The following is a 14,982-nucleotide window of genomic DNA, read 5'->3' on the forward strand; positions in this document are numbered from 1 at the left end:
AGGAGCAGCGTTCCGGATTAGGCAAGGGGCACGGAGCGCATGGGGGCGCATTGTATCGGGGCGGGGGGTTGTCTATGTATAAAGAAGCTTCCTGAACGATAAGACCATGCCTGAAGCCCGGGCCGGTCGAAATTGGACGTGTGACAAATGGATTTTTCTTTCGGCCATTTTCCGGTCGATCTGATTCTCTTCGCTCTTGTGGCGGCCTTTCTGGTCCTGCGCCTGCGCAGTGTGCTGGGGCGGCGGGTTGGCTTTCAGCCCGCCCCCATGCCTGTGCCGCAGCACCCTGATACCGCGGGGAAAGTGATAGACGGCAAGGCCGAGCAGGTTCCCGCCGCCGCGGAGTATGACATTCCGGCACCGGGCACCCGCGTGGGGCAGCTTCTGGCCGAGGTGCAGGCTCAGGAAGCCGGGTTTACGCCACAGCAGTTTCTGGCAGGCGCGCAGGAAGCCTTCCGGCAGGTGGTGAAGGCCTTTGCGGAAGGAGACCGCGCAACCCTGCAGGCCCGCCTGACACCTGCTGTTTATGCGTCCTTCGAGGCGGCCATTGCCGCACGGGACGCTGCGGGTGAAAAGCAGCGCAGCGAAATTCAGGCGATTCGTTCTCTGGCCATTGAGGATGTGCGTCTGGTGAAGCTGGACGTGGGCACCGGTGCCGCCATTGATGTGCGTATCGTGTCAGATCAGGTCAGCCTGCTGGTGGATGCGCAGGGCCAGCCTGTAACCGGGACCGACGCCGTTACCGAATTTTCTGATCTGTGGACGTTTGAACGGCTGCTGGGTGTGAGTGGCACCGGCTGGCGTCTGGCTTCGGCGCGGAGTGCGTGACAGCACGGAACGGGGCTGAGCCAAAGCCGCCTGCGCGTTCGCAGCGGTACAAGGTTGGCCAGCAGCAGATTGTCCGGGGAGACTGCCTGCGCGTCCTGCGGCGGATGCAGGCCGGGTCTGTGGACGTTATCATTACCTCTCCACCCTATAATATCGGCCTCTCCTACCGGAGCTATCCGGACAGGAAGGAAGAGGCTGACTATCTGGACTGGATGCTGGATGTCGCCCGTGCCCTGAAGCGGGTGCTGCGGGCTGATGGCTCCTTTTTCCTGAATATTTCGGGCTCTTCCGCCCAGCCCTGGCTACCGTTTGAACTGGCGGTGCGGCTGCGCGAGCTGTTTGTGCTGCAGAACCATATCTCATGGGTGAAATCCATTTCTGTGGGAGATGACAGCTTCGGGCATTTCAAGCCCATGAACAGCCAGCGTTTCCTGCACCGTGGGCACGAGCACCTGTTTCACTTCACGCTGGGCGGGACAGTGAAGCTGGACCGGCTGAGCGCTGGTGTGCCGTACAAGGACAAATCCAACATCGCCCGCCGTGGGCATGAGCAGGACCGGCGGTGCCGGGGGGATGCGTGGTTTATCCCGTATGAAACCGTGCGGGACCGCAAGGAGAAGTTCGATCATCCGGGCACTTTTCCCGTCGCCTTGCCGGAGCAGTGTCTTCTGCTGCATGGGCGGAAGCAGGCAAAGGTGCTGGATCCGTTCATGGGGACAGGCACCACGCTTCTGGCCGCGCAGCGCATGGGGTGTTCTGGTGTGGGAATTGAAATTGACCCCGATTATGTGGCCATCGCGCGCCAGCGCCTGAAAGAGGACAGGGAGACGCGGGAAGACTGATAATCGAATGTCTGAATGATTTTCATGAAAATAATCGTTTTGACATTTTGATATGTATCAAACACAACCCTGATAGCAGAGAATAAAAGATATTCGGTATTTCCAGAAGCTCAGGAGTTGTGGCGTTGCGCAGATTAATAGTTTCATTGGTAGGGGTGGGTGTTCTGGCTTATGGCGGGACAGTCGCGTTCCTGACCCACTTTGACCATGTAACTGCCCCCGAACTTCCTGCGGCGTCCCCCACTTTAAAGGACCCGGTGGCTCTGGCGGCGTTCAATGTCGTGAGGGAAGCACGGTGTGATTACTGCCATGCTGTTGGCCGTGATCTGCCTTTTTACTTCAAGCTGCCCATTGCCAACAGGCTGATGGAAAAGGATCTGCACGAAGGGCTGCGCCACTTCCGCATCGAGCCTGTGCTGGAAGCGTTCAACGCAGGGACGCCGCCCTCTGAAGAGCAGCTTTCCCGTATTGAGGAAGTCATCACCCAGAACCGCATGCCGCCCACCCTGTATCTGCTCATGCACTGGCATGCGCATCTGTCTGACGGTGAGCGTCAGGCTGTGCTGAAATGGGTGGAGGAAACGCGCCGCAAGAACTACGCCACCACTGGGGCCGCACCACAGTTCGCAGCAGAGCCGGTGCGCCCTGTGCCGGAAAGCGTGCCGGTGGATGCCGCAAAGGTGGCTCTGGGCCGCAAGCTGTTCTTCGATAAAAACCTGTCTGGTGATGGCACACTGAACTGCGCAAGCTGCCATGACCTGAACCATGGTGGTGTGGACCATCTGGTGACGGCAACCGGCATTGGCGGCCAGAAAGGCCCCATCAACGTGCCGAGCGTGTATGATGCCTACTTCAAGATCGCCCAGTTCTGGGACGGGCGCGCGCCTGATCTGGTTGCCCAGGCGGCCGGTCCGGTCATGAACCCGGTTGAAATGGGTTCGCATGACTGGCCTGCCGTGGCGCAGAAGCTGACTGCCAACCCGGACTACGCCTCCATGTTCCAGTCCGCTTACGGGCCGGATGCGCAGGTGGACCAGAACACCATTACCACCGCCATTGCCGAGTTTGAAAAAACGCTGATCGCGCCGGACAGCCCGTTTGACGAGTATCTGAAAGGCAATGCCAGCGCGCTGAGCGAACAGGCAAAACGCGGATATGAAAAATTCAAGAGCATCGGCTGCTCGGGCTGCCATAGCGGCATTGGGCTGGGTGGTGGCGCCTATGAAGTCATGGGTCTGGAAGCCGATTACTTCAAGGATCGGGGCGGCAAGATCACCGCAGCGGACGAAGGCCGTTACAATGTGACGCATAAAGAGTCGGACCTTCACCGCTTCGTGGTGCCCAACCTGCGTAATATTGAGCTGACAGCACCGTATTTCCATGATGGCAGCACGCAGACATTGAAAGACGCCGTGCGCAAAATGGCAAAATATCAGACGCCGGACAGCGCGATTTCCGATGCGGATGTGCAGGACATTGTGGCCTTCCTCAAGAGCCTGACCGGGACATATGAAGGCCGCTCTCTGGCCGATCTGGCTCAGCCCGCCCCGGCGCACTGATGCTATAAAAAGAGTGGGATCATCCCGATAAACGGACTGATCCCTTGAAAAGCGGCCCATCAGCAGGTGATAAGCTTGCAGATGGGCCGTTTTCTGTTGGGAGAGGGCATAAAGGGAAGGAAAGCCAGTGGTCAGGCGGCGTCATCTCCGGGAAGAAGAAAAGGCGCTGTGGTCCATGGTGGTGCGGGACGTGGCCCCTTTGCACGCCCCCCGGCCGGAACGCTCCGCCGCGGGAGCGGAAGAAGCTGCGGCCGAGGCTGAGGCTCAGGCTCAGGCTCAGGGAAAGCGCCTGTCCCCGGTGGAGAAGAAGGTGCCCCGGCACAAGCGCCGTTTACAGACTGTGGAGCCCCTGCTGCTCGTGCCTCCAGCTCTCTCCTCCGCAACAACACCGCCCGTGCAGGTGCAGCGCGATCCGCATCCCGCAGAGGGGATCGGCCAGCGTCTGCCCGGTGTTGATACCTACAGCTGGCGCACCTTTACGGATGGCCGGATGAAGGTGGAGCGGCGGCTGGACCTGCACGGCATGGTGGCGCAGGACGCTTATCGTCGGCTGATGGAATTCATGGATGTCGCCACGGTGCGCGGCCTGCGCTGTGTGGAAGTGGTCACGGGGCTTGGTTCGGGGCTTGAGGGCGGTATCTTGCGGCGGGAACTGCCGCACTGGCTGGCCCGGCCCGATATCCGGCAGAGAATATTAGGGGTGGCCTACCCGCATGCGGGCAATAAGGGGTCAGTCCGTATTCTACTGCGCCGCCGCCGCGGGCAGGGGGCGTCCTGAAGGATCATGCGCGCGGGGCGTCCAGTAAGGTGTCCAGCGCGGTGTATTGACCGCCAGCCAGCGCCGCAGGGCCAGAATGCGGTCCAGGCCCGGCATCATGTCCGCATAGGCGGCAACGCAGGGCATGCCGCTGGTGAGTGTCTGGAGTTGTTCACGCGCATGGGCCCGCAGGGGCTGGGTGCCTGCAGCGACCTGCGCGGCATGGCGGAAGCGGGCCACAACGTCCGGCGGTGTCAGGACCGGTAACATCAGCCCGGCTTTCAGGCTGGCAGCGGTGGCTGTGGTTTTCCAGACATCATAGAGCAGGCCGGAGGGCACGCGCTTTCTTTCCTGCCGGAAAATGGTTGTAAAATCAGGCGGCAGACGCAGGCGGGGGGAAACCTCTGTGGGCAGGATGTTGGAAAACAGGGCAAGGCTGCCTTGCTCTTCATCCTGAAGGGCGGCCATCCGTTCTTCATAGGCATCATCAAACGGGAGCTGGATCATGTCCACCTCATCCGCCTTCAGGGCGGTCAGGGCGGCATCCGGCGTGCCATAGCCGGGGCAGGGCAGAGGGCGCATGCCCAGCAGGTCCAGCGCGACAAGCGTAGGCAGTTCAGGCCCTGAAAGGGTGGAAACGCCCACCCGTAGAGGGCGACCCTGCAGGATGCTGGCAAAGGTGCGGTGCAGGCTGACCTTGCCCACGGCCACGGTGGGCTGGCGGCTCATGAAGACAGGCAGCCAGCGCTGGGCGTCATAATGCACGCGGGGGTCACCGGTCAGGGCCGCCAGAAGGGCTGTGCCGGGGGCCACCAGCCCGGAAGGGGGCGTGGCCTGCTCCTGCTGAATGTCAAAAAGATTAGCACCGGTTACGCCGTCCCACCCGGTGGTCATGCGGAGGGGGAAGGGAGTTGTATAGCGCAGTTCGTCCGCCAGAGCCGGGGCCAGAAGGGCAGCCCACTGGCCGCACAGGCTGTCTGACGTGCCAGCGACAATAAGCGGGGCTGGTGGTTGATCATCCACCGGTAAAGCCGCGCGGGCGGGCCGGGAGGGGGCAAGACAGGCGGCAGCACTGCCCAGAAGGCCGCCCAGCAGCAGGCGGCGGGAGAGCGGTCTGGCGGAGGATGGAAGATCCGGCTGATCAGTGCGCGGCAAGTGCGGAAAACTCCCTGTCGTCTTGTCTGTCCAAGAATCCTTGAAAGGCGGCCCGATAAAATCAGGGAGATCAATCTTACTGGACCAGCCTGATCGCATCAGATTTCTGCGGCAAAATTACGGTCGTTCTGTTTCATGGCCTCGTTTCCTCAGGGCCATTTGACTTCGGGTGGCATGCTCATGAGGATGGCTTCCGTATGGCCTCCGGTTTTCAGGCCAAAGGTTGTGCCGCGGTCATGCAGCAGGTTGAATTCCACATAGCGGCCACGGCGCACAAGCTGGGCTTCACGCTGCTCGGGGGTCCACTCTTCCTGCATCCGGCCCCGGATAATTTCCGGGTAGGTTTCCAGAAAGGCCAGGCCGACATCTTTGGTGAACGCGAAGTCCTGCGCGGTGGCCCCGCTATCCAGCCGATCATAAAAAATACCGCCCAGCCCGCGCGGTTCATTGCGGTGCGGCAGATAGAAATACTTGTCACACCATGCTTTGAAGCGCGGATAATATTCCGGGTTATGGCGGGCGCAGGCCTGCTCGAACCCGGCATGGAAGCGCGCGGCATCCTCAATGGCTTCAGCACTTTCGGGGAACATGGGGGTGATATCCCCACCGCCGCCAAACCAGCCCTGCGTGGTGATGATCATGCGGGTGTTGAAATGTGCCGCGGGTACCAGCGGGCTGCACAGATGCGCCACAAGGCTGATGCCGGTTGCAAAAAAGCGCGGGTCTTCCGAAGCTCCGGGAATGGTCGCGGCAAATTCGGGAGAGAAGCGGCCTTCCACAGTGGAGACATTCACGCCCACTTTTTCAAAAACCCGGCCTCGCATCAGGCTCATGACACCGCCACCACCGGGGGTGCCATCTTCATTCTGGCGCTGCCAGCTTTTCCGTTCGAACCGGCCAGCGGCCTCATGGCCGGACAGGACGGGCGTATTCTGCTCTACGGCGTCTTCTTCAATCTGTTCAAAAGCGGCACAGATCCTGTCGCGCAGCGTTTCAAACCATGTCTGGGCGTCGGCCTTCAGGGCTGTGTGGGCGGGCACAGAATACGCTTTTGTGGGAGTCATAACCGGCTCTTTTTTCCTCTCACGCCCGGCTGGAAGCTCAGCCGGGCCTGCTAAAGCCTTTAGAGGTGCCCCTTCCTGGCGATCATTGCAAGATCATGCCGTTCATCGTTAAACACGGGAACACTGGTCTGCATGGCGTTCGGGATGCCGTGTCGGGCAGGGGAGAGGGGAACCAGATGGCGGAGATACCATCCAGCCGGGAGCAGGCGGATCAGGCTCACGGGGGGCTTGCGCCGGAGCCGCCGGGTGGGGCTGAGCCTGCATCCGCGCCCGAGGCCGCACCCATGCCCGCAGGGGTGGGAGTGGCAGCATTTGTGCGTGCATATGGTGCGTTTCCGCTGCCGCGAGACCTGAATTTTCTCTGGACCGTGGGGGCCATGCTGGTGGCCCTTCTGGCCCTGATGCTGCTGAGCGGCCTGACACTGGCGCTGACTTACACCCCGGATGCCTCACTGGCCTTCAGCTCTGTCGAGGCGCTGGAGCGGCGTGCGCCCTCCGGCTGGCTGTTGCGCAGCCTGCACATGACAGGGGCCACGTTTTTCATGGCTGCACTGTATCTGCATGTGTTCCGTGGGCTGTGTTATGCGTCCTACCGGGCGCCGCGTCAGGGTTTGTGGACGATCGGCACCCTGCTGCTGGTGCTGGTGATGGTCACGGCGTTCGCGGGCTATGTGCTGCCCTGGGGGCAGATGTCCTATTGGGGGGCGGATGTCGCCAGCAAGGCCGTGGGGGCTATCCCGCTGATAGGCGGCACGCTGGAGCAGGTTTTTCTGGGCGGAGATGCTCCGGGTTCCGCCACGCTGCACCGGATGTTCGTGCTGCATTTCACGCTGGCGTTCACCATTGTCGGCATGGTGGTTCTGCATGTGGCGGTGCTGCACGCCAAAGGCAGCACCAGCCCCAGTTATCGCCCCGGCTCTGGGGGCGCTTCCGGCGCGACACTCCCGGATGCTGCGGGGCGGAGCCGCATGCTGCCGTTTCATCCCTATTTTACCGTCAAGGACACGCTTGGCGTGGTGGTTCTGGCCATTCTGTTTACACTGGTGATGTGCTTCTGGCCGGGGCTGGTGAGCGAGGTGGAAAACTATCGCCCGGCCAACCCGCTGCACACACCCGCCAATATCGAACCGGAATGGTACTTCCTGCCATTTTACGGCATGTTGCAGGCTGTGCCCTCCAAGTTTGGCGGGCTTCTGGTGTCTGGCGGGGCGGTGGCTATCCTGTTTCTGGTGCCGTGGCTGGACCGTGGCACGGCGGCCACCTGTGCCGCGGGCCGGTGGGGAGGCCTGCGCTGGCTGCCGTGTGTGGCGTTGGCCGTGCTGGCCTGTTCCTTTGTGCTCTGCGGTCTTGCAGGGCGGCACCATGTGCAGGGGGGGTGGATGCTGGTGGGGCGTCTGGCAACACTGGGCTATTACCTCTATTTCCTCGCGTTTCTGCCGTTTTATGCGCGGCTGGCACAGAAGGAGCTGCGGTCTTGAGCGTGTGCCTTCCTCCGGCTTTGCGGCCGGTTGTGCAGCGGTGTGCGGGTGTTCTTGCTGCAGGCGGCCTGCTGTGGCCTGTGCTGACGGGGGTGAGTGCTGTCGTACCGGAGGGGCGCTGGAGCTTTACGCCCCCCGCGCAGGCTGAGTCCTTCGCGGGAGCACCGGCGCATGCGCCTGCGCAGGACTGGTCTTTCCGGGGGGCGCTCGGGCATTTTGATCTGGCCGCCGTGCAGCGCGGGTATGCGGTGTTTGCCGGGGTCTGTGCCTCCTGCCACAGCCTGACGCAGGTGCATTTTTCCGATCTTGGCGGCATGGGGCTGACACCGGAGCAGGTGTCGGCTCTCGCCGCATCCTGGCAGGTTGTGGCGGGGCGGGATGCGGAAGGGCGCCTCACGCACCGCAAGGCCCTGCCGGATGATGCGCTGCCCGCGCCCTATACCGGGCCGGAGGCCGCGCGCGCGGCAAACCGTGGTGCCGTGCCGCCTGACCTCTCCCGTATTGTGCAGGTTTACCCCGGCGGGGCAGACCGTGTGTATGCGTTGCTGACCGGCTATGCCTCTTCAGCTTCCGCGCCGGGTGCCGGGGCGGCCAGAGCCGAGGCGGGCTTTGCCAACCCTTATGCAATCGGGCACCGCACGGCCATGCCGCCGCCCTTGCGGGAAAATGCCGTGGTGTATGCGGATGGCACCCGGCCCACCGCGCAGCAGGAAGCGCGGGATGTCACAACCTTTCTGGCGTGGATTTCCAGCCCGCATGCGGATGATAAACGCAGGTTGGGGGTTGGGGTTGTGCTGTATCTGTGTTTTCTCGCCTGTCTTCTCGTCATCCTGAAACGGAGAATCTGGTCTCATGTCGAAAAGTGAACTTGTGGAACCTGTCATCGGTCTTATTGGCGGGTCCGGCCTGTATGATATTGACGGGCTGGAAGACAAGGAATGGCGAACCGTTGAAACCCCGTGGGGTCTGCCCTCGGACCAGCTCATGTTTGGCAGGCTGGACGGCGTGCGCTGCGTGTTTCTGCCGCGCCACGGCCGGGGGCACCCCATCCCGCCGAGCCGCCTGAACTACCGCGCCAATATCGCCGCGATGAAGATGTCCGGCGTGACGGATATTGTGTCACTCTCCGCTGTCGGCTCCCTGAAGGAAGAACTGCCGCCGGGGCATTTTGTGATTGTTGACCAGTTTATCGATCGCACGGTCTGGCGGGAAAAGAGCTTTTTCGACACCGGCTGCGTTGCCCATATTTCCATGGCGGACCCGCTCTGCGCCCGCATTGGCGATGTGCTGGAAGAGCAGGCTAAAAAGCTCGGCCTTGAGGCCACACGCGGCGGCACATATCTGGTGATGGAAGGCCCGCAGTTTTCCACCCGTGCGGAAAGCGAGCTTTACCGGAGCTGGGGCTGCTCCGTGATCGGCATGACCAACATGCCCGAGGCCAGCCTCGCGCGTGAAGCCGAGATCTGTTACGCGACAGTCGCCATGGTGACGGACTATGACTGCTGGCACACAGAGCATGACAACGTGACAGTGGAAAGCGTGGTGAAAATCATGCAGGGCAATTCCGCCAGAGCCAAGGCGCTGGTCAAGGCCGTGATTCCCGCACTGGGCCAGCCGCGTGACCTGTGCTCCGCCGGGTGTGACCGGGCACTGGAATACGCCCTGATTACCGCCCCCGAAGCACGGGACCCTGCTTTGCTCACCAAACTGAAGGCCATTGCCGGGCGTGTGCTGTAAGGGGTGCCCCATACAGCCTCTCTTGCGTGTCTCGGCAAAACGGGCGAATGCTAGCCAAAAGAATGAATGGCTTTGCACGCGTGACGATTCCTGACTACCTTCGCTCTTCAGCCCGCCCGCTGGCCCTTGTAACCGGGGCTGCGGGTGGCATTGGTGTACCGCTTGTCACCCGGCTGGTGGCGGCGGGCTACCATGTTCTGGCGCTCAGCCTGAGCGGGGGCGGTGAGGGGCAGCCGTTTGTCACCCCCCTTGCGTGTGATCTGACCAAGCCTGAACAGATTGAACAGGTTGTGGCGCAGGTTGTGGCGCTGGGCCGCCCTGTACAGGCTCTGGTGCATTGCGCGGGCGTGATTGTGCCGCAGCGCATGGGCGGGGGAGATACGGCCTCTGTTTCCAGCCAGATTATGGTCAATCTTGAAGCGCCCATTCTGCTGACCATGAGGCTGCTGCCCCATATTCCTTCCGGCGGGCATGTGGTGTTCGTGAACTCCATGGCGGCTCTGGTGCCGCTGGAGGGAAGCAGCATCTACACCGCCAGCAAGTTCGGGCTGCGCGGGTTTGCTCTTTCTCTGGCGCAGGATGTGCGGAAGAGCGGCATTCATGTCTCTTCCGTGTTTCCCGGTGCGGTCGATACGCCCATGCTCCGGCGCGAGATTGAAAGCGGAGGCTCCCCTCTGAATTTCGTGACGGCTCCGGCCACGGCGGATGGGATTGCCTGTCTGGTGATGGGCCTGCTGCGCCGCCCGCGGGCGGAAGTGTTCTGCCCCAGTGGTGGGGACGGCATTCTGGCGCAGCTCATGCTGATGATGCCCCGCGTCTGGCGGCTGATCCTGCCGATCCTGCTTAAAAAGGGCCGCAAGGGGTTACAGAAATATCTGGCGGGCCAGAAACGCTAAGTCCCGGCAGATGCTGAAACGCTGAAGTTCAGGAAACACGGAACTTCACGAAACCCTGAGCGACCAGAAACAGTGAATCAGAAATGCTGAACCGGCGTTCAGGTGGGTCCGCATTATGCGATCTGATGGGAACTTCGGGATTGGAAAGAAGCGGTCCGTGCCTGTGACAGATGCGGAATGAATGCACAGTCCTGCGGGCAGGCGGAACGCTCCGGTCAGACACTCTGCTCGGGCAGACTCTGAAACGGTGAAAGACGCTGAAACACACTTCGGATTTCCGAAAGGTTTTGCTTCTTATTTGAAATTTGGGAAAATGGTGGAGGGAGTTGGATTCGAACCAACGTAGGCGTACGCCAGCGGATTTACAGTCCGCCCCCTTTAGCCACTCGGGCATCCCTCCGGGTTGTTGAGGGAGGAATTAGAGGTCATGTGGCCCGTTGTCAACACTGTGTTTTCATTCTCTTTCCCTATTCAGGAAAAAACTTTTGGCCCGGTGGGTGGACAGCCCCATGTGTTGTCAGGGAAGGTGCGGCTCAGCAGCTTTTTGAGCAGGAGAGTAGTTCTTGAGCAAACATGTGATGGCCAGACGGCACACCCCGCGCTCACTGGCGGCGCTCGATACACCCATTGTTGCCCTTACGGCCTATACAGCGCCTATGGCGCGCCTGATGGACCCGCATTGTGACCTGCTGCTGGTCGGGGATTCTCTGGGGATGGTGGTTTACGGCATGGACTCCACTCTGGCTGTCACGCCCGAGATGATGATTGCCCACGGGCAGGCCGTTGTGCGCGGCAGCCAGAACGCCTGTGTGGCCATTGACCTGCCCTTTGGCAGCTACCAGCAAAGCCCGCAGCAGGCGTTTGCCGTCTCCGCCGAGATTATGGCCAAGACCGGCGCCGGGTGCGTGAAGCTGGAAGGCGGCGTGGAAATGGCCGAGACTGTGGCCTTCCTCACCCAGCGTGGCATTCCGGTTATCGGGCATATCGGGCTGAAGCCGCAATCTGTGCATACGCATGGTGGTTTTCGCACCGTGGGCCGTGGCAGTGAGGCAGAGCAGGTCATGCAGGATGCAAAAGCCATTGAAGAAGCAGGTGCTTTTTCACTGGTGATTGAAAGTACCATGGAGCCGCTGGCGCGTGAGATTACGGAAGCGCTTTCTATCCCGACCATCGGGATCGGGGCCTCTCCGGCGTGTGACGGGCAGGTGCTGGTGGCGGAAGATATGCTCGGGCTTTTCCCTGATTTTACTCCACGTTTTGTCAAACGCTTTGCTAACCTTGGGGAGCAGGTGGACAAGGCCGTGGCAGAGTATGCCGAGGCCGTGCGCAACCGGAGCTTCCCCGGTCCGGAACAATGCGTTGGGATGCCAAAAAAAGACGCCTGAGTCGGGTATTTTCAAAAGAGTCTTTCTCTTGAAACTGGTGGCTGGTTTTCCCTTGCGTATGGTTGGGGGAGCCAGCCATTGGCCTCCTGTCAGTTGTTCTGGGGGGAGGCCTTGGCATGGAGTGGGGGCGGTTTGGAGGGTGGCGGCATAGCGGACGCAGGTGGAATAAAAAACCGCTGTGTGTTGCTTAACTCTCCGCGTTGACGCAAACCCCCATCACCCGTAGAACACCTCCTCCCCAACCCGCGAGCCCCAACAGGCGCAGCCTTGAGTGAAGCGCCGGAGGCGCCGCATGACCATGTCCATGACTTTTGCCGATCTTTCTCTGGCACCGGCCCTGCTGAGCGCACTGGCTGAGGCCGGGTATGTCACCCCCACCCCGATTCAGGCACAGTCCATCCCGCTGCTGCTGGAAGGGCGTGACCTGCTGGGCATGGCCCAGACCGGCACGGGCAAGACGGCCTCCTTCGCGCTGCCGCTGCTGCATCGTCTTGCAGCGTCTCCTCGCCCGGCACCCAGGAACGGGGCGCGCGTTCTGGTGCTTGCGCCCACGCGCGAACTGGTCTCCCAGATTGCGGATGGGTTTGAAAGCTTTGGTCGCCATCTCAATATCAGTGTGACGACAATCTTTGGTGGCGTCAGCCAGATGCATCAGACCAATGCACTCAGGGATGGGGTGGATATTATCGTGGCGGCACCGGGGCGGTTGCTGGACCTGGTCTCGCAGGGTCTGTGTGATCTGTCACAGCTTGAAGCGCTGGTGCTGGATGAGGCTGACCAGATGCTCGACATGGGCTTTGCCAAGCCGATCGAACGTATTGTCGCAACGCTGCCCCAGGACCGGCACACCGTGCTGCTTTCAGCCACGATGCCGAAATCCATTGCGACACTGGCCGAAAGCCTGCTGCGTGACCCGGCAAAGGTCGAAATCGCTCCGCCCTCAACCACGGTTGACCGGATTGAGCAGTCCGTCATGTTTGTTGATGCCGCCAACAAAAAAACGGCCTTGCTGGAACTGCTGCGCACGCCCGGTATCGGGCAGGCGGTGGTTTTCACCTTGCAGAAGAATATTGCAAACGAAGTCTGCACTTTCATCACCGAGGCCGGCTTCACGGCGGAGGCCCTGCACGGGAACAAATCTCAGGGCCAGCGGGAGCGCGCGCTTGATGCGTTCCGTGCCGGCACGGCGCAGGTTCTGGTGGCAACAGATATCGCGGCGCGCGGCATAGATGTTGATACTGTCACGCATGTTTTCAATCATGATCTGCCCAGCCTGCCGGAAAGCTATGTGCACCGTATCGGCCGAACCGGCCGCGCCGGGCGCACCGGTTTTGCCATCACGCTGTGCGATGCCGAGCAGCGGGCGTGGCTGCGGGATGTGGAACGGGAAATTGGCCGCAGCCTGAGTGTTCATGAGGACCATCCCTGGCACTCGGAAGAAGCACGCAACTCGACCATGCGCCCTCCCTTGCTGGGCGGCACACCCCCCAAGGAAGTCAAGCCGCAAGAAAAGCGCGTGCGAAAAGTCTGGACCGAGGAAGAAAAGCAGGCCGCGCGGGCCGCAGCCAAGGCGGCTGGCGGAGCCGCCTGAGCCGTTACACTTTCAGGAGCGCCGAGCTTCGTGCCCGGCGCTGACGTTTTCTGGCCGCGTTTGCCCCGTGCGCGCTCTGTGCCCGCCCCCAGATTGGACGGCGGGCACACAGTGTTTCAAGCGCAGGCTTTACTGGTAGCGGTTCAGCCACCAGCCATAGGGTGGCGGCAGCACATCGGCAGGCTGCTTTTTGTGCACGGCGCGGGCCGCCGCATAGGGCCAGTGCGGGTCAGCCAGCAGGGGGCGGCCCAGCGCTACGGCATCCAGTGTTCCGGTGCGGATCAGGGCATCGGCCTGCCGACCATCACTGATGTACCAGGATGTGGAAACAGGCAGGCCGGTTTCCTGCTTCACCTGCTGCGCATAGGGGGCCATGAAGGCCGGACCCCACGGGATCTGTGCTTCAGGTGTGGAAAAACTGATGCTGACATCAAGAAAATCCAGACCTGACTCTTTGAGTTTCTTGAGAAGGACGATGGAGTCACGCAGATTTTCATCGTCATGGCCGTTGAACTCAATCACGCCAAAACGAATGCTCAGCGGCAGGTTTTCCGGCCAGACAGCGCGCACGGCCTGAAGTGTTTCCACCAGAAAGCGGCTGCGGTTTTCAAGAGAACCACCATACTGGTCCGTGCGTGTGTTGGAATTCGGCGCAAAGAAGCTCTGGGCCAGATAGCCATGCGCAAAGTGCAACATCAGCCACTGAAATCCGGCATCCCGTGCGCGTTCAACAGCTTTTACAAAATCGGCTTTCACACGGGCAATGTCGTCCAGTGTCATTTCCGTGGGCGTGCGGGGCAGGTTCGCGCCGAACGGAATGGCGGAAGGACCGATGGGCTGCCAGCCACGCGGGTCTCCTTCCGGGATATGGTCATCACCTTCCCACGGTACGTTGGCGCTGGCCTTGCGGCCTGCATGGGCAATCTGGATGCCCGGCACAGCGCCTGCCTTGCGAATGGACTCCACAATCGGGGCAAAGGCCGCGGCCTGTTCATCATTCCACAGGCCAAGGCAGCCGGGGGTAATGCGGCCTTCCGGGGAAACACCCGTGGCTTCCACAATCACCAGACCGGAGCCGCCACGGGCAAGGCTGGCATAGTGCACGTGGTGCCAGTCATTCGGCACGCCGTCCTGCGCCATATACTGGCACATGGGGGCCACAAGAATGCGGTTGCGCAGAGTGACATCTTTTAAGCTATACGGGTCAAACAGAGTTGGCATGAACCAGGGCCCTTTTTTTGAGATGGTGCCGGTGAGCGAATAGTTCGACAATAATCGAACCATTATCGGATGCAAGAGGCAATGAGCAGAGACCCCGCATGAAGCAGTACGAGCACCCCCCGGCAGAAGCATTCCTGCTGACCACCATCCTGCATGCGCTGTCAGACCCGTATAGGCTCTCCATTGTGCAGAAACTCGCGGTTTTGCAGCCTCAGCCGTGCGCCCCCTTGCAGGGCAACCGGCCGAAATCCTCTGTGTCACATCATTTCAATGTGCTGAGAAAAGCAGGATTGGTGCGCACCGTGGTGGAAGGCGTGTTGCACATGAACAGCCTGCGGAATGCTGAACTCGAATCCCGCTTTCCCGGCCTTCTGGACACGATTCTTGCCGCTGCGGCCCACAGTGCGGAGTGTCAGGGCGCGGAGTGAGGCTGGGGCGGCCGCGCGAAACGGCCAAGCGGATACAGTCG

The 14,982-nt window shown here is 61.3% G+C and carries 14 protein-coding genes and 1 tRNA gene; 11 read left to right on the forward strand and 4 right to left on the reverse strand.

From position 1 onward, the window contains the following. The first annotated feature begins 147 nt into the window (after positions 1–147). The 4 genes from GOB82_RS01090 (at position 148) to GOB82_RS01105 (ending at position 4,007) form a co-directional block, all read left to right on the forward strand. On the forward strand, positions 148–828 hold the full coding sequence (locus GOB82_RS01090) for a Tim44/TimA family putative adaptor protein (protein WP_166118562.1): 681 nt from the start codon (positions 148–150) through the stop codon (positions 826–828). After that, positions 825–1,670: a DNA methyltransferase gene (locus tag GOB82_RS01095; RefSeq protein WP_166118564.1), complete on the forward strand. Its 846-nt coding sequence runs from the start codon at positions 825–827 to the stop codon at positions 1,668–1,670. The genes GOB82_RS01090 and GOB82_RS01095 overlap by 4 nt, the downstream gene beginning before the upstream one ends. A gap of 125 nt (positions 1,671–1,795) precedes the next feature. Beyond that, on the forward strand, positions 1,796–3,229 hold the full coding sequence (locus tag GOB82_RS01100) for a cytochrome-c peroxidase (protein WP_166118567.1): 1,434 nt from the start codon (positions 1,796–1,798) through the stop codon (positions 3,227–3,229). Positions 3,230–3,404: 175 nt separating this feature from the next. Beyond that, on the forward strand, positions 3,405–4,007 hold the full coding sequence (locus tag GOB82_RS01105; RefSeq protein ID WP_166119616.1) for a Smr/MutS family protein: 603 nt from the start codon (positions 3,405–3,407) through the stop codon (positions 4,005–4,007). Here GOB82_RS01105 and GOB82_RS01110 read toward each other — a convergent pair. Both GOB82_RS01110 and hemF read right to left on the reverse strand, forming a co-directional pair. Beyond that, positions 3,972–5,141: a hypothetical protein gene (locus GOB82_RS01110; RefSeq protein WP_166118569.1), complete on the reverse strand. Its 1,170-nt coding sequence runs from the start codon at positions 5,139–5,141 to the stop codon at positions 3,972–3,974. The two genes, GOB82_RS01105 and GOB82_RS01110, sit on opposite strands and share 36 nt — an antisense overlap. Positions 5,142–5,290: 149 nt before the next feature. After that, positions 5,291–6,205, reverse strand: coding sequence for an oxygen-dependent coproporphyrinogen oxidase (gene hemF, locus GOB82_RS01115; RefSeq protein WP_166118571.1), 915 nt, complete (start codon positions 6,203–6,205; stop codon positions 5,291–5,293). A 284-nt stretch (positions 6,206–6,489) separates the two neighbouring features. Here hemF and GOB82_RS01120 point away from each other — a divergent pair, with 284 nt between their 5' ends. From GOB82_RS01120 to GOB82_RS01135, 4 genes are all read left to right on the forward strand, one after another. Beyond that, positions 6,490–7,683, forward strand: a complete 1,194-nt coding sequence (locus GOB82_RS01120) for a cytochrome b (RefSeq protein ID WP_166119619.1) — start codon at positions 6,490–6,492, stop codon at positions 7,681–7,683. Between the two features lie 80 nt (positions 7,684–7,763). Then, a complete protein-coding gene (locus GOB82_RS01125) occupies positions 7,764–8,549 on the forward strand; it encodes a cytochrome c1 (protein WP_377792159.1) in 786 nt (261 codons plus the stop codon). Further along, the gene (locus GOB82_RS01130; protein WP_166118573.1) at positions 8,536–9,420 is read left to right on the forward strand and encodes an S-methyl-5'-thioadenosine phosphorylase; all 885 of its coding nucleotides are present in this window, start codon (positions 8,536–8,538) and stop codon (positions 9,418–9,420) included. Before GOB82_RS01125 ends, GOB82_RS01130 begins: the two co-directional genes overlap by 14 nt. A 47-nt stretch (positions 9,421–9,467) precedes the next feature. Beyond that, on the forward strand, positions 9,468–10,316 hold the full coding sequence (locus GOB82_RS01135) for an SDR family NAD(P)-dependent oxidoreductase (RefSeq protein ID WP_242007137.1): 849 nt from the start codon (positions 9,468–9,470) through the stop codon (positions 10,314–10,316). Between the two features lie 314 nt (positions 10,317–10,630). Here the strand turns inward: GOB82_RS01135 and GOB82_RS01140 are convergent. Then, positions 10,631–10,716: transfer RNA gene (locus GOB82_RS01140), tRNA-Tyr, on the reverse strand. A 178-nt stretch (positions 10,717–10,894) separates the two neighbouring features. Between GOB82_RS01140 and panB the strand changes: the two genes are divergently transcribed. Together panB and GOB82_RS01150 are read left to right on the forward strand one after the other, a co-directional pair. Next, a complete protein-coding gene (gene panB, locus GOB82_RS01145) occupies positions 10,895–11,701 on the forward strand; it encodes a 3-methyl-2-oxobutanoate hydroxymethyltransferase (protein WP_166119627.1) in 807 nt (268 codons plus the stop codon). A 298-nt stretch (positions 11,702–11,999) separates the two neighbouring features. Further along, positions 12,000–13,292, forward strand: a complete 1,293-nt coding sequence (locus tag GOB82_RS01150) for a DEAD/DEAH box helicase (protein WP_166119630.1) — start codon at positions 12,000–12,002, stop codon at positions 13,290–13,292. Positions 13,293–13,421: 129 nt separating this feature from the next. On the opposite strand, the gene GOB82_RS01155 is transcribed toward GOB82_RS01150, so the two are convergent. Beyond that, a complete protein-coding gene (locus tag GOB82_RS01155) occupies positions 13,422–14,513 on the reverse strand; it encodes an NADH:flavin oxidoreductase/NADH oxidase (RefSeq protein WP_166118576.1) in 1,092 nt (363 codons plus the stop codon). Between the two features lie 98 nt (positions 14,514–14,611). On the opposite strand from GOB82_RS01155, the gene GOB82_RS01160 reads away from it, so the two are divergent. After that, positions 14,612–14,941 (forward strand): ArsR/SmtB family transcription factor, encoded by a 330-nt coding sequence (locus GOB82_RS01160; protein ID WP_166118578.1) that lies wholly within the window; start codon positions 14,612–14,614, stop codon positions 14,939–14,941. Positions 14,942–14,982: the final 41 nt, after the last annotated feature.

The sequence above is a fragment of the Acetobacter farinalis genome (assembly GCF_011516935.1).
In the GTDB taxonomy this organism is placed as follows: domain Bacteria; phylum Pseudomonadota; class Alphaproteobacteria; order Acetobacterales; family Acetobacteraceae; genus Acetobacter; species Acetobacter farinalis.